This window comes from Streptomyces coelicoflavus (assembly GCF_003112555.1).
GTDB classification, from domain to species: domain Bacteria; phylum Actinomycetota; class Actinomycetes; order Streptomycetales; family Streptomycetaceae; genus Streptomyces; species Streptomyces coelicoflavus.
Window position 1 is genome coordinate 571,535 of the sequence record NZ_BEWB01000004.1, and the last position, 19,010, is coordinate 590,544.

The following is a 19,010-nucleotide window of genomic DNA, read 5'->3' on the forward strand; positions in this document are numbered from 1 at the left end:
GTACTGAGGCCATTCCACGTGAACAGCACATGAACGAGCCGGGCCTCCCGTACCCGCATGTGGCTCGATCCGTACGCCCCCGATCGACCCCGTACCCCCGATCAGACGAGGAAGAGAGCCGGTCATGGACTTCCTTCGCCCCGCCAGCTGGGAGGAGGCGCTCGCCGCGAAGGCCGAGCACCCCACCGCTGTGCCGATCGCGGGCGGTACCGACGTGATGGTCGAGATCAACTTCGACCATCGCAGGCCCGAGTACCTCATGGACCTGAACCGCGTCGCCGACCTGACCGAGTGGGAGGTCGGCGAGGACTTCGTACGGCTCGGTGCCTCCGTGCCCTACACCCGGATCATGGAGGACCTCCGCACCGAGCTGCCGGGGCTCGCCCTCGCCTCGCACACGGTCGCCTCCCCGCAGATCCGCAACCGCGGCGGCGTGGGCGGGAACCTCGGCACCGCGTCCCCGGCCGGCGACGCCCACCCGGCCCTGCTCGCCGCCGGCGCCGAGGTCGAGGCCGAGTCGGTGCGCGGCACCCGCCGCATCCCGATCGACGCGTTCTACACCGGCGTGAAGCGCAACGCGCTGGCGCCCGACGAGCTGATCCGCGCCGTGCACGTCAGGAAGGCCGACGGACCGCAGCAGTTCTCCAAGGTCGGCACCCGCAACGCCATGGTCATCGCCGTGTGCGCCTTCGGCCTCGCCGTGCACCCGGACACGCGTACCGTCCGCACCGGCATCGGCTCGGCCGCGCCCACCCCGATCCGCGCCACGGCCGCCGAGGAGTTCCTGAACGCGGCGCTCGAGGAGGGCGGCTTCTGGGACAACGGGAAGGTCGTCACCCCCTCGGCCGTCAAGCGGTTCGCGGACCTGTGCGCGGCCGCCTGCGACCCGATCGACGACGTCCGCGGCACCGCCGCCTACCGCCGCCACGCGGTCGGTGTCATGGCGCGCCGGACGCTCACCTGGACCTGGGAGTCGTACCGCGGCGCCCGCCGCACCACGGAAGGAGCCGCGTGATGCGCGTCAACCTCACCGTCAACGGACGCCCCCAGGAGGCCGACGACGTCTGGGAGGGCGAGTCCCTGCTGTACGTGCTGCGCGAGCGGATGGGCCTGCCCGGCTCCAAGAACGCCTGCGAGCAGGGCGAGTGCGGCTCGTGCACGGTCCGCCTGGACTGCGTGCCGGTGTGCTCCTGCCTCGTCGCCGCCGGCCAGGCCGAGGGCCGCGAGGTCGTCACCGTCGAGGGCCTCGCCGAGTACGCCCGGCAGCGTGCCGAGGGCGGCGCCACCGGTGCCCGCGGAGCCACCGGTGTCCGCGGCGGGGAGAGCGCCTCGCTGGACGCGGCCCGGCGGTGGCAGGCCCGGGGCACCGACTCGCAGACCGGCGAGAACATCGAACTGGCCCCCGTACAGCAGGCGTTCATCGAAGCTGGCGCCGTCCAGTGCGGCTTCTGCACCCCCGGACTGCTGGTCGCCGCCGACGAGCTGCTGGAGCACCACCCGGACCCGACCGACGAGGACATCCGCGAGGCGCTGTCCGGCAACCTGTGCCGCTGCACCGGCTACGAGAAGATCATGGACGCGGTCCGCCTGGCCGCGGCCCGCCGTTCCGAGGGGGCCGGAGCATGACCGCCAACGGCGCACCCACCGGCCTCACCCAGGGCTCCACGACCAGGGGCGGCATCGGCGAGTCCACGCTCCGCCCGGACGGCGTCCTCAAGGTCACCGGCGAGTTCGCGTACGCCTCCGACATGTGGCACGAGGACATGCTCTGGGGGCAGATCCTGCGCTCCACCGTCGCGCACGCCGAGATCGTCTCCATCGACACGAGCGAGGCGCTGGCCACGGCGGGCGTGTACGCCGTCATGACGTACGACGACCTGCCGACGGACGTGCGCCACTACGGACTGGAAATCCGGGACACGCCCGTTCTCGCCCACGGCAAGGTCCGCCACCACGGGGAGCCGGTCGCGATCGTCGCCGCCGACCATCCGGAGACCGCGCGCCGCGCCGCCGCGAAGATCAGGGTGGAGTACCGGGAGCTGCCCCTCGTCACCGACGAGGCCTCCGCGACCGCCCCCGACGCGGTCCTCGTCCACGAGCACCGCACCGACCACCACAGCGGCCACGTCCCGCACCCCAACATCGTGCACCGCCAGCCGATCGTGCGCGGCGACGCCGACGCGGCGGCCGGGCGCGCCGACGTGATCGTCGAGGGCGACTACTGCTTCGGCATGCAGGACCAGGCCTTCCTCGGCCCCGAGTCGGGTCTCGCGGTGCCCGGCGAGGACGGCGGCGTCGACCTCTACATCGCCACCCAGTGGCTCCACTCCGACCTGCGCCAGATCGCCCCCGTGCTCGGCCTGCCCGAGGACAAGGTGCGGATGACGCTGTCCGGCGTCGGCGGGGCCTTCGGCGGACGCGAGGACCTGTCGATGCAGATCCACGCCTGCCTCCTCGCGCTGCGCACCGGCAAACCCGTCAAGATCGTCTACAACCGCTTCGAGTCCTTCTTCGGCCATGTCCACCGCCACCCGGCCCGGCTCCACTACGAGCACGGCGCCACCCGCGACGGCCGGCTCACCCACGTGAAGTGCCGCATCGTCCTGGACGGCGGCGCCTACGCCTCCGCCTCCCCGGCGGTCGTCGGCAACGCCGCCTCGCTGTCGGTCGGGCCGTACGTGTGCGAGGACGTGGACATCGAGGCCCTCGCCCTCTACTCCAACAACCCGCCCTGCGGTGCCATGCGCGGCTTCGGCGCGGTCCAGGCGTGCTTCGCCTACGAGGCCCAGATGGACAAGGTGGCGGCCGAACTGGGCCTGGACCCGGTGGAGTTCCGCCGGATCAACGCCATGGAGCAGGGCACGCTCATGCCCACGGGACAGCGCGTCGACTCCCCGGCGCCGGTCGCCGAACTCCTGCGCCGCGTCAAGGCGATGCCGATGCCGCCGGAGCGCCAGTGGGAGTCCAGCGAGGGCGCCGACGTGCGGCAGCTGCCCGGCGGCCTGTCCAACACCACCCACGGCGAGGGCGTCGTACGCGGCGTCGGCTACGCGGTCGGCATCAAGAACGTCGGCTTCTCCGAGGGCTTCGACGACTACTCCACCGCCCGGGTCCGCCTGGAGGTCGCGGGCGGCCGCCCCGTCGTCACCGTGCACACCGCGATGGCGGAGGTCGGCCAGGGCGGCGTCACCGTCCACGCGCAGATCGCCCGCACCGAACTGGGCGTCGCCGAGGTCACCATCCGGCCCGCCGACACGCAGGTGGGCTCGGCCGGCTCCACCTCGGCCTCCCGGCAGACCTACGTCACCGGCGGCGCCGTCAGGAACGCCTGCGAGCTGGTGCGCGAGAAGGTCCTGGAGATCGGCCGCCGCAGGCTCGGCCCGTACCACCCCGCCTGGGCCACCGCCGAACTGCTCCTGGAGGGCGGCAAGGTCGTCACCGACGGCGGCGAGGTCCTCGCCGACCTCGTGGACGTCCTGGAGGACGAGGTGGTCGAGGTCGAGGAGGAGTGGCGGCACCGGCCGACCGAACCCTTCGACCCGCGCACCGGCCAGGGCAACGGCCACGTCCAGTACTCCTTCGCCGCGCACCGCGCCGTCGTCGAGGTCGACACCGAGCTGGGCCTGGTCAAGGTGATCGAGCTGGCCTGCGCCCAGGACGTCGGCAAGGCGCTGAACCCGCTCTCCGTGGTCGGCCAGATCCAGGGCGGCACCGTCCAGGGCCTGGGCATCGCGGTGATGGAGGAGATCGTCGTCGACCCCGTGACCGCGAAGGTGCGGAACCCCTCCTTCACGGACTATCTCCTCCCCACGATCCTCGACACGCCGGCCCTACCGGTCGACGTGCTCGAACTCGCCGACGACCACGCGCCCTACGGGCTGCGCGGAGTCGGCGAGGCACCCACCCTGTCGTCCACCCCGGCGGTCCTCGCGGCCATCAGGGACGCGACCGGGCTGGCGCTCGACCGCACGCCGGTACGGCCGGAACACCTCACCGGCACGGCGGCGGACCAAGACCCTCCGGGCGGCGCACGGAACGTCACACCCTCCGCGCCGCCCGGAGCACTCACCAAGTCCCACACCGCTCGCGGTACTTGACGTACCACCGTTCTGCGTAACACCACATGCGTTCGTCTCGGGCCGTCCCCCGGGTCGTGCATATCCCAAATCCCGCGGCCGCCCCAGCGGCCGGACGGGTGCACCTATGAACCTTGGGAGACGGCCCCATGACCCAGCAGTCAGTGGAGCCCAAGATCACCGCCGAAGACGCGGGCGCGGGTTCCCGCGTCCCCGGCGGACGGTCTTGGCTCGACCGGTACTTTCACATATCCCACCGGGGATCGACGGTCGCGCGTGAGGTGCGCGGCGGCATCACCACCTTCATGGCGATGGCGTACATCGTCCTGCTCAACCCCGTGATCCTGTCCGGCAAGGACGCGGCGGGCGACACCCTGGGCCAGAAGGCCCTGATCACCGCGACGGCGTTCGCCGCGGCGCTCACCACGCTCCTGATGGGCTTCGTCGGCAAGGTGCCGCTCGCCCTGGCCGCCGGGCTCTCGGTCTCCGGCGTGATCGCCGGGCAGGTCGTCCCGCAGATGACCTGGCCGCAGGCCATGGGCATGTGTGTGATGTACGGCGTGGTGATCATGCTGCTCGTGGTCACCGGGCTCCGCGAGATGATCATGAACGCGATCCCGCTCGCCCTCAAGCACGGCATCACCATGGGCATCGGCCTGTTCATCGCCATCATCGGCCTGGTCAAGGGCGGCTTCGTCCACGCGGGCAAGGCGACCCCGCTCACCCTCGGCCCCGCGGGCGAACTCGCCGGCTGGCCCGTCCTGCTCTTCGCGGGCACCCTGCTCCTGATCTTCATGCTCCAGGCCCGCAACATGCCCGGCGCCATCCTGATCGGCATCGTCACCGGCACGATCGTCGCCGCGATCCTGAACGCCACCGGGGTCATCGACCCCAAGCAGTGGGCCAACGGCGCCCCCGAGCTGCACGGCAGCGCGGTCTCCATGCCGGACTTCTCGCTCTTCGGCAGCCTGGAGTTCGGCGGCTGGGGCGACGTCGGCGTGATGACGGTCGGCATGATCGTGTTCACGCTGGTGCTCGCCGGGTTCTTCGACGCGATGGCCACCATCATCGGCGTCGGCACCGAGGCCAAGCTCGCCGACGACAAGGGCCGCATGCCGGGTCTGTCGAAGGCGCTCTTCATCGACGGCGCCGGCGGTGCCATCGGCGGTGTGGCGGGCGGCTCCGGCCAGACCGTCTTCGTCGAGTCCGCGACCGGCGTCGGCGAGGGCGCCCGCACCGGGCTCGCCTCGGTCGTCACCGGCCTGTTCTTCGCGGCCTGCCTCTTCTTCACGCCGATCACCGCGATCGTGCCGCAGGAGGTCGCCTCGGCCGCCCTGGTGGTCATCGGCGCGATGATGATGATGAACGCCCGGCACGTGGACTGGGCCGACCGGGCCACCGCGATCCCGGTCTTCCTGACCGTCGTCCTGATGCCGTTCACGTACTCCATCACGGCCGGTGTCGCCGCTGGCGTCATCTCCTACGTCGCCATCAAGGTCGCGCAGGGCAAGGCGCGGGAGATCGGCGCGTTCATGTGGGGCCTGACGGTGATCTTCATCGTCTACTTCGCCCTCAACCCGATCGAGAGCTGGATGGGCGTGCACTAGCCGCCACGACGGGAACCCTTCACGTACCCGTTGTCCGAGGAGGCCGGAAGGTTCGAGGAGGCCGGAAGGTTCGAGGAGGCCGGAAGGTTCGAGGAGGACCGGAGGACCGGAGGACCGTAAGGACCGAGGAGGACCGACAAATGCTGGACATCGCCGACGAGCTGCACCGGTGGGTCGAGCAGGGACGCGACTTCGCCGTGGCCACCGTGGTGGCCGTCGGCGGCAGCGCCCCCCGGCCGACCGGCGCCGCCCTCGCGGTGGACGCCGACGGCACGGTGGTCGGCTCGGTCTCCGGCGGGTGCGTGGAGGGCGCCGTGTACGAGCTGTGCCGGCAGGCCCTCCAGGACGGCGGAACCGTCGTGGAGCGCTTCGGGTACAGCGACGAGGACGCCTTCGCCGTGGGTCTGACCTGCGGCGGGGTCATCGACGTCCTCGTCGCCCCGGTACGGACGGGCGACCCCGTCCGTCCGGCCCTGACCACGGCCCTCGCCGCCGCGGCACGCGGCGAGACGGCGGCCCTGGCACGCGTCGTGAGCGGCCCGGCGCAGCTGCTGGGCCGCGCGCTGGCCGTCCGGGCGGACGGCTCCCGCACCGGCGGCTTCGGCGGCCACCCCGAGCTGGACCGCACGGCGGCCGCCGAGGCGGGCGCCTTCCTGGACGCCGGGCGCACCGGCACGCTGGAGATCGGTGAGCAGGGCTCGCGCTGCGGTGCACCGCTCACCCTGCTGGTCGAGTCCTCCGTCCCGGCGCCCCGCATGATCGTCTTCGGTGCGATCGACTTCGCGTCGGCGCTGGCGCGGGTCGGCACGTTCCTCGGCTACCACGTGACGGTGTGCGACGCCCGCCCCGTCTTCGCCACCCCGGCCCGCTTCCCGGACGCGGACGAGGTCGTCGCCGAGTGGCCCCACGAGTACCTGGCGCGCACCGAGGTCGACGCGCGCACCGTGCTGTGCGTCCTGACCCACGACGCCAAGTTCGACATCCCGCTGCTCCGGCTGGCGCTGCGCCTCCCGGTGGCCTACGTCGGCGCGATGGGCTCCCGCCGCACCCACCTGGACCGCGAGGCCCGGCTGCGCGAGGCCGGCGTGAGCGACCTGGAGCTGGCCCGCCTCAGGTCGCCCATCGGCCTCGACCTCGGCGCCCGCACCCCCGAGGAGACGGCCCTGTCCATCGCGGCCGAGATCGTCGCGGCCCGCCACGGCGGCACGGGCGCCGCCCTGACCGGCGCCCACACCCCCATCCACCACGACGGCCCGGCGGTGCCGACGGGGCGCATCGGGTCGGTGGCGTAGCGCCCCGGAGGCCCGGGTGCCGGGTGGTGCGTTCCGCGTGTGCCTCGGGACCACTGGCTGGTGCTGCGGACGCTCGGGGCCATCCCCGCGGGTGCGGGGAGCAGACGAAGCACCAAAAGTTCCAGTCCGGCTGTTCGGGGCCATCCCCGCGGATGCGGGGAGCAGGTACGCGAAGACGTTGAAGGAGCCCCAGGTGAGGGGCCATCCCCGCGGGTGCGGGGAGCAGGCTCGCCGTCGCCGTACCCAGCCACCGCCAGGGGGGCCATCCCCGCGGGTGCGGGGAGCAATCCGACTCGGACACCACCACGGTGAAGCCGAAGGGGCCATCCCCGCGGGTGCGGGGAGCAGCGGCTGTGGACCAGCGACCCCTTCGACATGCCGGGGCCATCCCCGCGGGTGCGGGGAGCAGACGAGGTCCCGCTTGAGCGCGGACTCACCGATGGGGCCATCCCCGCGGGTGCGGGGAGCAGCCCGGCACGCTCGTCAACGCGAACGGCAACCCGGGGCCATCCCCGCGGGTGCGGGGAGCAGTCCGCCTCCGGGCAGTAGAAGCCCCTCTGGAAGGGGCCATCCCCGCGGGTGCGGGGAGCAGGACGACCACGCCAGCCATCTTGGCCAGTCCCAGGGGCCATCCCCGCGGGTGCGGGGAGCAGGGGTGGCACCTCGGGCAGGACGGGCACGCGGAGGGGCCATCCCCGCGGGTGCAGGGAGCAGCAGGGCCGCAGTTCCTCCAGCGACGCGGCCGCGGGGCCATCCCCGCGGGTGCGGGGAGCAGGGTGAGTGCCCGGTCGGCGACGACCCACGCGAGGGGCCATCCCCGCGGGTGCGGGGAGCAGATCGTGATCGCGGTCCGGGCGCGGTGCTCCCAGGGGCCATCCCCGCGGGTGCGGGGAGCAGGCCTTCTACGGCCTGCTGAAGAAGGACGACCGGGGGCCATCCCCGCGGGTGCGGGGAGCAGTGGCCACCCTCGCCGGGTGCTCGCAGGAGACCGGGGCCATCCCCGCGGGTGCGGGGAGCAGCCCATCTGGGCAGCCGAGTCGCCCAGCGCGCTCGGGCCATCCCCGCGGGTGCGGGGAGCAGTGCCTCCTTGGCGTTGCGTTGGCACGACGTCCGGGGCCATCCCCGCGGGTGCGGGGAGCAGCGTCGCCCGGTGGTACCGCTCGCGGTGCTCACGGGGCCATCCCCGCGGGTGCGGGGAGCAGCTCGTCGCCGCCCTCACCAAACTCGCCGACCACGGGCCATCCCCGCGGGTGCGGGGAGCAGACTGGATGACCTGCACCTTTATAGACGCTGGAGGCGGTTCTCGAGCATCTTCATTGGTCCCGGCAAATCAGCCGTAAGTTACTCAATATGCATCAGCCTCTGCCGAAGCGTCGGCGTTTGGCGGCTCTGCTCCAGCCGGATGGTGGCCCGTTCTGAGGAGCCGGTCCACGGGAAGGGGCGTTGAGGTCGGGCCGGCGGATCAGGGTGATGCCTTCGTGGTCGGTCGGGTGCCAGGCGTGGTCGTGGGTGCGGAAGGTGAAGCCCTGCTCGTTGTTCGTGGTGTGGGCCAGCAGGGCGCGGCCCTGGCCCGCGTACTGCTGGACTTCTTCCCAGAGTGCGTCGCGGATGCGGGCGGAGGGGTTGCCGACGAATACCCCGGCGGAGATCTCCATCAGCCAGCGTGTGAGGAAACCGCGCAGGCCGGCCGGGCAGTTGGTAAGGACGATGACGGTCACCAGAGCTCGTCCCCGTAGTCCTCGGGGCCGTCGTAGTTGGTGCCGGAGGCGACCTGGTGACCGTGATCGCTTTGGAGCGTGACCACGTCCCGGTCGTCGGCGGAACCGCTGGAGCCGACTGCTTCCGGGAGCAGGAGGCGCCTGATGTCGTCGACGCAGCGGTTCAGGAGGGATGTTTCGTTGATGCGGTCTCGTAGCGCGCGGCGGGTGCGGGGGACCGTGTCCTCCTCGTCCTGTGCGGCTATGTCGAAGGCGAGGGGAATGCCGATTTCCGTCTTGTAGAGGTCGGCGATGTCCAGGACGAAGGACAGTTCGTGGCCGGAGTGGATGAAGCCGAGGGCCGGGCTGCATCCCAGGGAGGTGACGACGGCGTGGGCGATGCCGTACATGCACTGGGCGGCTGCGGTGATGGCCTGGTTGACGGCGTCGCCGCTGGTGAAGTCGCCGGGGGTGTAGCGGCGGCCCAGCCAGGGGACGCCGGTGCGGGTAGCTTCGGTGCGGTAGCAGTCTTTGACCCGTTTGCCCTCGCGGCCAAGGAGTTCGTGCCGGGTGAGACCCGTGGGGTCCTCGTCCGGGAAACGCAGCCGGTACATCGCCCGGGCCACGGCGAGGCGGCTGCGCTGGTTGGCCCACTGGCGGGCCTGGGCCTCCATGAGAGCGGCGGAGCGACTGAGAGCGCGGCCTGAGGCGTAGTAGCGCACACCGTGCTCGCCGACCCAGCAGACCGCCGCACCGGTCTCCCCGAGCACGCTCATGGCCTGGTGGGTGACGCGTGTTCCGGGGCCGAGAAGGAGCGTGCCGATGGTCGCCGACGGGATGTGCGTGGTGCCTTCCGCGTCCTGTGCCGTGATGGCGTTGGCGTCGCGGTGGACCGTGCAGCGTTCCAGGTAGACGAAGGAGAGGCGTTCGCCGGTGCGGGTGAGCTGCCGTGGCGTGAGTGCCGTGCGTTGGGAGACCGTGCTCATGCCGTTGGCCGTGTCGGCTCGGTGAGGGGGGCCAGGGTGAGGAGGCCGCAGCCGTACGCACGGGCCCGGCCGATGCCCTGGGTGAGGGAGCGGCGCAGTGCGGCGGGATCGGTGACCTCCAGTCGCCCTTCGAAGGTGACGGTGATGACGGTGACCGGCTTGTCGCGGCGGCTGCCGGAGCCGTGGGACTTGTCGAAGGCGAGGGAGCGGGTGTCCCGTATGGCCAGTTCGTACCGGTCGCCGGAGTGGGGCCGCTTCTGGTGGGTGTTTCCCTCGGGCAGGAGACGTCGGTCTGCCGGCTTCTCGCAGATCCGGAAGCCGAGGCGCTTTTGCCGTTCCTCGTCGAGCAGCCAGCCCATCTGGTGAACGGGCGTGAGGTGGGCGGTGAGCTTGCGGGGCTCGCCCTCCTTGCGACGGACGGTGTGCACGGGGTTCGCGGTCAGGCGGAACGCCCAGCGGTCGCCGACAGCCAGACGGTCGAGGAGCGGGGCATACGGGCGCGTCTGCCAGCCGGGGTCCTCCGGGCCGGCGACGGCGGGCCATCCGGCCTGCTCGACCAGATGCGTCAGGTCGGGACGGTCCGGACTGACGACGTACAGCAGCACCTCGGCGCGGCCCCGCTGGTCCAGGCGCCACAGCACGCGCGGTGCGTCGGGCTCCGGACTGTCCGAAGGCAGGATGTGGGGGAAGGAGGACATGACCGCCGCGTGCATGGCCTGGGGCGAGGACAGCAGGCGGCGAGCGCCGGGCCGCGCGGTGTTGACGCGGAAGCGGGAGAGGAACATCAGGCGCTCTCATTCTCCAGAGCATCGAGGGCGGCGAACGGGTCGTGCGGCCCCTGCGGGCTGCCGCCGCCGGCAGGGATCGGAGTGGGTACGGCGGTGGTGACGACGGTCCGCAGTGCGTGCCGCCGGTGGGCGGCGTCGAAACTGACCGGCTGGTCGCGCAGGACGTCGGCCGGCTCGGCGGGCCCGTCGGTGGCCCTCTCGTGCAGAACGGTCAGGGACTGCGGGGTCCGGTGGCGCCTGCGGTACCAGGCGGAGGCCTGCCACGGCACGTTTGTCAGCGCGGTCTCGAGTGTCGTGTCCTCGTACCGCCCGAGGTCGACCGGTTCGGAGGGCGGACACGAACGCCGGCCGAGATACGGCAGGTAGACAGGGCCGCGCAGGGCGTCGTGCAGGCCGGTGAGCAGTGCCGGGTCGCCCTCGACGGCGGCGACGAAGACGGCGTCGGCGAGGTAGAACCGCTCGGACAGCGGCATGGACGCCCCGGTGACGCCGTGGTGCGCGGTGTGGAAGTCCCGGATGCGGGTGCCGGGCTGGTCGATGCGGACTCCGAAGCGGAGTGCTGCCAGGGGAGCCAGGTTCGTGTCGTCGCCGCGTTCGATGCCGGCTGCCGAGGCGAGCAGGCCGATGACGCCGCTCTTGGTCGGTGCGGATTCGGTGGTGCGGCGGGTGAAGCGGGAGGAGGCACCCCAGGACTGCAGGGGGCCCGCCAGGCGAAGGACGAGTACGCCGGTGCTGCTCATGCGGGCTTGTCCAGCCGTTCGGTGACGGCCTGTCCGACGGCGGCGGCCAGCTCCCGCAGCGTGCCCGTCTCGGTGCCGAGGTCGGCGAGCTTCCGCGTGGCGGGGCCGACCCGCAGGACCCAGGTGCGGGTGGTGTCGGAGTCGCCGTAGGCGCGCTCGACGTCCGAGGCGTAGGCGGCGAGCCGGTCGGCGGCCTCGCGCAGGTGTCCGCCGCCGTCGCTGCGGACCGGGTCCTCGAAGGCGGCGACGTAGCTGATGGGCCGGGTGGTACGGAGCTTGACGACCACGGCGTCGGGCTCGGTGTGGTGACCGAAGGTGTTGATCTTTCCGGTGGGGAGGGACTCCACGAAGGCCTGTACGAAGGCTTCTACGGCCCGGCGCACCGGCTCGGTGCGTGGTTCTTCCTCACGCAGACCCTGGCCGAGGTTGTCGGCGAGCAGGTGCACGCCGAGGGCGGCGTAGCGGTAGAGCGTGGCGGAGTTGAAGTCGACGGTGCCGATCATTCCGGCGCCGGTCTCCTCGTCGGTGTTCTCGTCGTCGACGGCCGTGTAGTAGTCGGACTCGTTGTCGACGCGGTGGACGCTCAGGGCGTGCGCGACCTGGACGGCGGCGTCGACGTTGATGTCGGCGACATCGGCGACCATTCGGCCGAACAGCGCGATGTCCACGGAGTGCCGGGTGTCCGCGAGTTCCTTGGCCCGGGCCTTGTTCTCCTTGGTCCTGAGGAACGACGTGATGTCGGCGGCGCCTTCCAGTGCGAGACGGGCCAAGCCGTCCAGCTGCCGAGAGCTGAGGAAGACCAGGTACTTGCTCTCCGGAGCGGGGGCGGGGCTCCCGTCCTTTTTCGCCTGGTCGGCCTTTCGCTTGGGGATCTCGGTCTTGAAGCCCGCGGCCTTGACCGTCTCGTCGGCGAGCTGCAGCGCCGTCTCCCGTTCGACGGACTCGTCGAGTCCGGTGATCCGGTCGGCCAGGAGCTCCACGATCTTCTTCGTCCGCACGCCCAGCTCGGCGGGGTCGAGCAGGTGCTCGTCCGCGAAGCAGGTCCGGATGGCACGCTTCCACGCCTGGCTCGAGACACGGGCGCGCGGGACTCCGCCGTAGACGGCCGTCTTGGGGGCGCCCGTGTCGTCCCGGTTGAGGTTGCTGGGCGGGACGGTCTGCAGAGCGTGCACGTCCAGGAAGATGCGGTTCACGAGGCGTCCTTGTCGGTGTCCGGGGTGGCGTTCTCGTCGGAGGCAGGGGTGGTGTTCTGTTCGCCGTCCGGTCGGGTTCGCAGCTGCTCGTGGAAGGAGCGGCCCCACCGCCGTCGCACGGCGGCGGGCCCGTCGGGGCACTGCCAGAGGTAGAGCTGACCGGCGAGGAGCGCGTAGTCGAGCGGGATCGGGGCCTTGGCGCTGCGCAGCAGGGCGACGATGTCGCGCAGCCGCTGGGTGAGCGTGGGGAGGTCGGGGGCAGTGCCCGCGCGGACCAGTCGCTTGCGGACGGGGGCGTCGGTGCCGTCGGTCGGCATCAGGCGCCGGACTGCCGCGCCCAGGCCGCCCGGCCGCTCACGGGTGTGTCGGCGGTGCATGGGAACGCCGCGCGACTGCTGGTGGAACGCCCACAGGGTGAGGGCCGCGTGCAGCGCGTTCTCCGCGTACACCAGCTCCTCTTCGCCCAGCGGCCGTTCTCCTTCGGCCGTGGTGTGGAGTGGGCCGGTGTCGATCAGGCTCCACAGGTCGGGTGTCTCGCCCGCCTCACGACCCGCACCGCGGCGCAGTCGGGCTAGAGCGCCGACGGCGTGGGACCTGTCCTTGAGGTACCCCTCCTGCCAGGACCCGATGAGCGCGGCGGCGAGGTCCGCGACCTGCTGCTGAACGGGGACTGCGGCGTGTGGGGCGGACGTGGATGCGAACGCGGTCATACGTGCACCTCCGGATCGATCGCGGCGTATTCGGTTCCCGTCGGACCGGTGGGCCCAGGCCCGGGTGGGACGTCCTCCGCCGAAACGGTGCCCTTCCCGCCGGAGTCTGGGGCTTGGGAAGGGCTTGAAGAACCCGAGGCGCCGCGAGAGTCGGGGTCGCCCACCGCCTTGGCCAGCCGCCCCCGGAACCACACGTCGGCCAGGCCCGCGTTCAGCCAGTGAGTGCCGCCCTTTTGGTCGGTGTGGATCCGTCCCTCCCAGGCCGCGTCACCCGCGGCGGAGATGAGACGGTCGCCGAGGCGGCCCACCGTATGCCGCACTTGACGCTGCCACGTGTGCCGGTGCTCGAACGGGTCGGTCGCCGTCGCCATGCCGGACAGCCAGCCGCGGTACGCATGGTCCAGCGCGTCGAATCCCTCAGCACGGGCAACGTCCTTCGGACCCTCCTGCTCGGATCCACGCGCCCGAGCCAGATCGGCCGCGAGGTCCCCCAGGATCCGCACCGCCCGGTCGGCGTCCTCGGCCGCGGCGATGGCCTGCGCGGCGTAGGCAGGGTCCTGCGCGTGCAGCAGGACGACCGGCATCTCCAGGCGGTCGTCGACGACCTCGTCGATCACGGACTGCTGGGTCCCGTACCGGACACCCACCACCCGGGTACGGACGAGGAAGCGTCGGGAGAGGTGGCCTTCGGTCACGAGCCGTGCGACCCATTCGAGGATCCGCGGCCGCAGCCGGGAGGGCCCCTCGGCGCCGCCGGTGCTCTCCAGCCGGTCGGCGAGGAGTGCGGCGATGCCCCGCCAGGCCCCACGGGCCGGATCGTGTTCCAGCGGCAGAAACACGGGGGACTGTCCCAGCTTCCTCTCCTGCGCAGGGCTGCGCCGCCACGCAGTCATCGGCTCGCCGCGGTGCATGTTCCGGGAGACGAGCGGATCGCCGTAGCCGAGGACGACACCGTGGACGCCGTCCGCATCATGGTGCAGACGCACCCGGCGCGACTGCCAGGTGTACAAGTCGCGCAGACCGGTCGCGGACCGCCCGTCGGACCCCGGTCCGCAGGGTTCACGGCGCCAGGCCGGCCGGTCGTCGGCGGCGAATTCCAGCAGCTCTGTGTCTGCCGCCACCAGATTGAGCAGCAGCGTCTCGCGCAGCGTGGCACCCTCCACGAAGACGCCACCCAGGCCTCCCGCCCAGCCGGTGCCGAGCGGGTACACCCTGCCGCCCTTGACCCGGTCGTCGCCGACCATGCCGGACTTGATGCCGGAGGTGTCGTACGCGTGGACGTGAACGACCCAACGGGCGGCCTCGGCGAAGGACAGGCGCCGCACGTCCGGCATCCGCGCGCTGAAGAACGGCTCCCCGGCAGGCACGTCGGCCACGATCCGGTTGAGGGAGAACACCTCGTCCTTCCCCGTACGCAGCCCGGCCGCCTGCCCGAACGGCGCGACCGGATGCAGAAGGTCGAACCGATCACGCTGTCCGTCCAGATACGCCTGGACCGGAGCGAAGCAGTCCGGGTCCTCCCACAGATCCGCCCACTCCTCGATGCCACCGGGGCCGTCCAGTGCGTCATGCGCGACGGCCAACAGGAGACGGAGCAAGGAGAACTCCTGGGTGGCCAGTTCACCCACGACGCAGCGCAGACCATCGGCCTGGCCGAAGACCTGGCGGAGCGACAGCTCATCCTGGAACCCGTCGCACCGCAGCACACCGATCCAGGGCTGGCTCGTCAGATCGAAGGACAGCACCTCACCCCCCTCTACACCGGCACCGGAGGGTTCAGTCGTCTTCGTCACGGGTCACCTCAAGACCGTCACTTGGGCTGTAGCGGAGTACGAACCCTGCCAGGTGGGTCTGACAGTCCGCGTCGAGAGCGAGAATCAGCTGGTCGGCGAGCCAAGGGCTGTCTTTACCCTGCCAGTTGGGGAGATACAGCTGTTCCAGCTCCTCGATGGCCAGGTCCATGGTCTCGCCGGAGAATTGCAGGGGGAGCCGCAGTCCGCAGCTCGCGGCCGTACGGGCCGCGAACCTTGTGGGCGTCGCGCCCTGCGCCAGCTCGAGGCCTGCCCGTTGCCGACCCTTCCGGTCCGGCTCGAGCCACGGAAGGGTGGCGAGGCTGCCGTCGCCGCGTCGCTGCACGACGACGACCTCCAAGCTGTCCCGGCTGTCGCGGACCTGGGCGCGCCCGGTGGGGGTGTCGTCGGTGTCACCCACGCCGGCGCCGACCCAGCCGAACAGCGGCCGCCCCGGTTTGCCGACGTCCCCCAGACGGAAGACTGCGGCGCGCAGGGCCTGGTCGTCGCGGTGCTGCTCGAACCGCTCAGCCGCCGTCTTCATCGCGTCCTGCCAGCCGTTCGGCCCGACCGACTCGTCCCCATACGCGCTCTGTACGAGAGGACTGATGTCCTCCGGGAGGCGCACCGGCCGCCGGGGCCCGCCGTCCAGGTGGGGGAGGAGCACTGCGGCCGACTGCAGCAGGGCGTGCCGCCCGTACACCGCGACGGATCCCCGCACCGGTGCGGGCACCTCCGCGTCCCAGTCGGCTCCCGTCACCAGACAACGCGCGGTGCGCAAGCGTACGGGGCGGTCCCGCTGTTCCGCTCCGCGTCGGTGGCGGTGCAGACGGCCCATGCGCTGCAGCAGCAGGTCGACCGGGCACAGGTCGCTGACCAGCAGGTCGAAGTCGACGTCCAGGGACTGTTCCGCGACCTGGCTGGCCACCACGATGTGCCGGCCCGCAGGCCGGCCGTCCGTCTTCTCCGGGGGCCCGAAGAGGCGGAGCAGTTCCTTGTCCCTGCCCGCTCGGTCGAGGTCGACGAAACGGGAATGGGCCACCATCACGTTCTCGGCACCGAACCTGTCGCGCAGCGCGTCAGCCGTTTCGAGCACCCGTGTGACGGTGTTCCGGATCACCAGAGCACACCCACCGTTGATCAGCTCTTCCTCCAGCCGGTCGGCGAGGACGTCCAGGCCGTCGGCCAGTCGCTCGACCCGTACCCGCGTCGATCGGGCCGACGCCTGCGGGCGCAGGACCAGCGGAACGCCGCCCGGAGCTACGGCGGTCAGCAACGGGTACGCGTCCGCCGCGACCTCCTCCCCAGAAGCAGCGGTCGCATCGGCACAGCCGGAGTACGCCGCTACGAGCTCGCGTCTGCGTGAGGCAGGCAGGGTCGCGGACAGCACCACGACCGGAACCCGGTACGCACCCAGCCAGGACAGTACCCGGTCCAGGTAGACGCTCATGTAGGTGTCGTAGGCGTGCGCCTCGTCGATGACGACGACCTTCCCGGCCACGGCAAGGTGACGCAGCACCAGGTGCCGGCTCTTCAGGCCGGCGAACAGCAGCTGGTCGATGGTGCCCGCGACGAACGACGCCAGCATGGCCTTCTTACGGCCGCGCAGCCAGGCATGCGCCACCAGCTCGGCTCCCGCACGGCGCTGTTCGTTCTGTCCCGGCCGGGATGCGAGCGCCACTTCGTCCACGTCGACGGCCGCGACGCCTCCCGTACGGGCCATCAGGCCGGCGAAGTCCTCGTTGAGGGCCGCCTTGGAATGGGCCAGGTGCACCGAACGGCGTGAGCCTGCCACCCCCGGTACCCGGTCCAGCCAGTCGAGCAGGCGGGGGAACATCGCATTGCCGGTGGCCATGGTCGGCAGGGCGAAGAACACCCCGCCGGCACCCGAGCGTGCGGCGAAGACCTCGGCTGCGGCGAGGGCCGCCTCGGTCTTCCCTTCGCCCATCGGCGCTTCGACGATCATCAGCCCGGGCGTCTCCAGCTCCCGGGCGAGTTCCAAGGCGGCTTCCTGGACGGGGCGTACCTCGGCTCCAGCGGGCAAGTCGAAGCGGGCGGCGAACAGCTCCCGAGCGCTGCCGTCCGGCTCCTCGGCCCGCCAGGGCTCCGGCAGATCCAGTCCCTGCCAGGCGCCGGCAAGGCGTTCCTCGTCCTTATGGGATGCGCCCTCGGGGAAGTACGGGAAGAGGTCCGGATTACTGGCGATCCAGTCGGAGACGATGACCAGCGCGGTGAGCAGCACCTGGACCGGCTGCGGCAACTTGACCCTGTGCCATCCACCCAGCAGTTCGGCCACACTGAACTCCTCGGCACAGGCATCGAGCAGTTCCGTCTGCGCCTGCCGCCAGACGCGGCTGCTCGTACCCGGCGTACGCAGTAACTCCTCTTGCTCGTAGAGGGCCTTGATCTGCCCATGCTCGGGCGGCACACCGTGGTGCCCGCCCACAGCAACCGTGAACTGCCCAGTTCGGGCGGGCGCCCAACCATGCCGTTCCTCCAGCCATTCCCCCAGCAACACCTGCCCGGCCAGACCGTGTGGCGCGACCCGTCGGTCCGGTCCCAGGGCCCTCGCCGAACGCATCTCCAGCCCTTTACCGCGCATCGCGTCGGCGAGCTGGTCGACCTGACACGCGAACGCCGGCGTGGCCTTGCCGATGTCGTGCACGCCAGCGAGCCACACGGCGAGGGCACGCGCGTCCGACTCCCCCCGAGGCAACGCCTCAGCTATCAGCCGCCGCACTCCCACAGGCAGCCACCGGTCCCACAACAGCCCCGCCACTGCGGCGCTGTCCTCCATGTGCCGCCACAGCGGAAGCCACCCATCGGTGGTTCGATCATGCTTGGCCCACACCACCCTGGCCGGCTCCCCAAGCCGACGCAACAGGCTGGAACGGGCGTTCCCCCCATCACTCATGAGTGATTCATACAGGGAAAATCCGACTCACCCCACCAGAACCAGGAAAGAGGAGAATTCATTGAGAGACGGCACTTCCTAGTCATAGGGTGATCGGCTAACCATGGCCACGCGTAAGGAACCACTTGTTGCCTCATGTCTTGTTTGCCGGAATCTTTGAAGGTTGCTGAAAACACGCCTCCGCGGCCGTAAACTCGCAGGTCAAAAAGTCTGCTCCCCGCACCCGCGGGGATGGTCCCCGGTACGCGCCGTGGCGGTCCACTGCGGTGGGCTGCTCCCCGCACCCGCGGGGATGGTCCCTGCACTAGGGCGTCCATCGGTTCTCACCTCGTCTGCTCCCCGCACCCGCGGGGATGGTCCCGTCAGCGAACTGCAGAAGGTCGCAGCCAAGGCCTGCTCCCCGCACCCGCGGGGATGGTCCCACCCGCACCGCCCTGCATCTGATCGGCCACGCCTGCTCCCCGCACCCGCGGGGATGGTCCTCGATCTGGGCCGTGATCCTCGCCTTCTTCTTCCTGCTCCCCGCACCCGCGGGGATGGTCCCATTTCACCCTGGTAGTTCGGTGTGGCGATCTCCTGCTCCCCGCACCCGCGGGGATGGTCCCATGAGCGGAAGGCTGTCGGGGAGCGCGTACTCCTGCTCCCCGCACCCGCGGGGATGGTCCCACCAGCTACGTGTGCAGCGCCATCGACTACACCTGCTCCCCGCACCCGCGGGGATGGTCCCGTCCCCACCGGGGAGAGACGGGTGTCCTCGCGCTGCTCCCCGCACCCGCGGGGATGGTCCCCGCATGCTGACCGTGCCCAGACGACACTGCCTCTGCTCCCCGCACCCGCGGGGATGGTCCCGTCTCCCGGATGTAGGCCAGCTGGTCGGCGTGCTGCTCCCCGCACCCGCGGGGATGGTCCCGGGGCGGGCCAGAGACCCGCGCTATCGAGTCTCTGCTCCCCGCACCCGCGGGGATGGTCCCGAGGAGATCGACGGGATCATGTCCGGCCTGGTCTGCTCCCCGCACCCGCGGGGATGGTCCCCTGCGCAACGTCTCCAACGCGCTGAAGGCGGACTGCTCCCCGCACCCGCGGGGATGGTCCCACCAAGACCTCACCGTCACCGACGTCACCGACCTGCTCCCCGCACCAGCGGGGATGGTCCCCTCGGCAACGGCCGCGACGAGTACCCGGCCGTCTGCTCCCCGCACCCGCGGGGATGGTCCCGG

General features: G+C 71.4%; 13 protein-coding genes and 2 CRISPR repeat arrays (1 of these 15 cut by a window edge). Of the genes, 5 read left to right on the forward strand and 8 right to left on the reverse strand.

Annotated elements, in window-relative coordinates:
- Positions 1–124 precede the first annotated feature (124 nt).
- From Sco07f_RS10885 to Sco07f_RS10905, 5 genes are all read left to right on the forward strand, one after another.
- Positions 125–1,015, forward strand: a complete 891-nt coding sequence (locus tag Sco07f_RS10885) for an FAD binding domain-containing protein (RefSeq protein ID WP_108987698.1) — start codon at positions 125–127, stop codon at positions 1,013–1,015.
- On the forward strand, positions 1,015–1,626 hold the full coding sequence (locus tag Sco07f_RS10890) for a (2Fe-2S)-binding protein (RefSeq protein WP_108987699.1): 612 nt from the start codon (positions 1,015–1,017) through the stop codon (positions 1,624–1,626). Before Sco07f_RS10885 ends, Sco07f_RS10890 begins: the two co-directional genes overlap by 1 nt.
- Positions 1,623–4,097: a xanthine dehydrogenase family protein molybdopterin-binding subunit gene (locus Sco07f_RS10895; protein WP_108987700.1), complete on the forward strand. Its 2,475-nt coding sequence runs from the start codon at positions 1,623–1,625 to the stop codon at positions 4,095–4,097. Before Sco07f_RS10890 ends, Sco07f_RS10895 begins: the two co-directional genes overlap by 4 nt.
- Positions 4,098–4,225: 128 nt before the next feature.
- Positions 4,226–5,683 (forward strand): NCS2 family permease, encoded by a 1,458-nt coding sequence (locus tag Sco07f_RS10900; RefSeq protein WP_007445472.1) that lies wholly within the window; start codon positions 4,226–4,228, stop codon positions 5,681–5,683.
- Between the two features lie 140 nt (positions 5,684–5,823).
- Positions 5,824–6,975 carry an XdhC family protein gene (locus tag Sco07f_RS10905; protein WP_108987701.1) on the forward strand — a complete coding sequence of 384 codons (1,152 nt, stop codon included), beginning with the start codon at positions 5,824–5,826 and terminating at the stop codon, positions 6,973–6,975.
- A 75-nt stretch (positions 6,976–7,050) separates the two neighbouring features.
- A CRISPR array of direct repeats spans positions 7,051–8,238; the repeat unit is 29 nt; unit sequence GGGGCCATCCCCGCGGGTGCGGGGAGCAG.
- 92 nt (positions 8,239–8,330) lie between these two features.
- Here the strand turns inward: Sco07f_RS10905 and cas2e are convergent.
- From cas2e to cas3, 8 genes are read right to left on the reverse strand one after another with little or no spacing between them, the layout of a single operon-like run.
- Positions 8,331–8,693 carry a type I-E CRISPR-associated endoribonuclease Cas2e gene (gene cas2e / locus Sco07f_RS10910; protein ID WP_108987702.1) on the reverse strand — a complete coding sequence of 121 codons (363 nt, stop codon included), beginning with the start codon at positions 8,691–8,693 and terminating at the stop codon, positions 8,331–8,333.
- Positions 8,690–9,658 carry a type I-E CRISPR-associated endonuclease Cas1e gene (gene cas1e, locus Sco07f_RS10915; RefSeq protein ID WP_108987703.1) on the reverse strand — a complete coding sequence of 323 codons (969 nt, stop codon included), beginning with the start codon at positions 9,656–9,658 and terminating at the stop codon, positions 8,690–8,692. The genes cas2e and cas1e overlap by 4 nt, the downstream gene beginning before the upstream one ends.
- Positions 9,655–10,443, reverse strand: a complete 789-nt coding sequence (cas6e, locus tag Sco07f_RS10920; protein WP_108987704.1) for a type I-E CRISPR-associated protein Cas6/Cse3/CasE — start codon at positions 10,441–10,443, stop codon at positions 9,655–9,657. Before cas6e ends, cas1e begins: the two co-directional genes overlap by 4 nt.
- Positions 10,443–11,186 carry a type I-E CRISPR-associated protein Cas5/CasD gene (cas5e, locus tag Sco07f_RS10925; RefSeq protein ID WP_108987705.1) on the reverse strand — a complete coding sequence of 248 codons (744 nt, stop codon included), beginning with the start codon at positions 11,184–11,186 and terminating at the stop codon, positions 10,443–10,445. The genes cas6e and cas5e overlap by 1 nt, the downstream gene beginning before the upstream one ends.
- Positions 11,183–12,379, reverse strand: coding sequence for a type I-E CRISPR-associated protein Cas7/Cse4/CasC (gene cas7e / locus Sco07f_RS10930; protein ID WP_108987706.1), 1,197 nt, complete (start codon positions 12,377–12,379; stop codon positions 11,183–11,185). Before cas7e ends, cas5e begins: the two co-directional genes overlap by 4 nt.
- Positions 12,376–13,089, reverse strand: a complete 714-nt coding sequence (gene casB, locus Sco07f_RS10935) for a type I-E CRISPR-associated protein Cse2/CasB (protein ID WP_108987707.1) — start codon at positions 13,087–13,089, stop codon at positions 12,376–12,378. The genes cas7e and casB overlap by 4 nt, the downstream gene beginning before the upstream one ends.
- A complete protein-coding gene (gene casA, locus Sco07f_RS40095; RefSeq protein ID WP_174855335.1) occupies positions 13,086–14,882 on the reverse strand; it encodes a type I-E CRISPR-associated protein Cse1/CasA in 1,797 nt (598 codons plus the stop codon). Before casA ends, casB begins: the two co-directional genes overlap by 4 nt.
- Positions 14,866–17,793 (reverse strand): CRISPR-associated helicase Cas3', encoded by a 2,928-nt coding sequence (gene cas3 / locus Sco07f_RS40100; protein ID WP_167468067.1) that lies wholly within the window; start codon positions 17,791–17,793, stop codon positions 14,866–14,868. Before cas3 ends, casA begins: the two co-directional genes overlap by 17 nt.
- A gap of 210 nt (positions 17,794–18,003) precedes the next feature.
- A CRISPR array of direct repeats spans positions 18,004–19,010; the repeat unit is 29 nt; unit sequence CTGCTCCCCGCACCCGCGGGGATGGTCCC; it runs 974 nt beyond the window's last position.

Excerpts from the sequence above, each read along its gene's own strand:
- Sco07f_RS10885 (WP_108987698.1), top strand. The coding sequence starts at position 125 with ATGGACTTCCTTCGCCCCGCCAGCTGGGAGGAGGCGCTCGCCGCGAAG.
- Sco07f_RS10890 (WP_108987699.1), top strand. The coding sequence starts at position 1,015 with ATGCGCGTCAACCTCACCGTCAACGGACGCCCCCAGGAGGCCGACGAC.
- Sco07f_RS10895 (WP_108987700.1), top strand. The coding sequence starts at position 1,623 with ATGACCGCCAACGGCGCACCCACCGGCCTCACCCAGGGCTCCACGACC.
- Sco07f_RS10900 (WP_007445472.1), top strand. The coding sequence starts at position 4,226 with ATGACCCAGCAGTCAGTGGAGCCCAAGATCACCGCCGAAGACGCGGGC.
- Sco07f_RS10905 (WP_108987701.1), top strand. The coding sequence starts at position 5,824 with ATGCTGGACATCGCCGACGAGCTGCACCGGTGGGTCGAGCAGGGACGC.
- cas1e (WP_108987703.1), bottom strand. The coding sequence starts at position 9,658 with ATGAGCACGGTCTCCCAACGCACGGCACTCACGCCACGGCAGCTCACC.
- cas6e (WP_108987704.1), bottom strand. The coding sequence starts at position 10,443 with ATGTTCCTCTCCCGCTTCCGCGTCAACACCGCGCGGCCCGGCGCTCGC.
- cas5e (WP_108987705.1), bottom strand. The coding sequence starts at position 11,186 with ATGAGCAGCACCGGCGTACTCGTCCTTCGCCTGGCGGGCCCCCTGCAG.
- casB (WP_108987707.1), bottom strand. The coding sequence starts at position 13,089 with ATGACCGCGTTCGCATCCACGTCCGCCCCACACGCCGCAGTCCCCGTT.
- cas3 (WP_167468067.1), bottom strand. The coding sequence starts at position 17,793 with ATGAGTGATGGGGGGAACGCCCGTTCCAGCCTGTTGCGTCGGCTTGGG.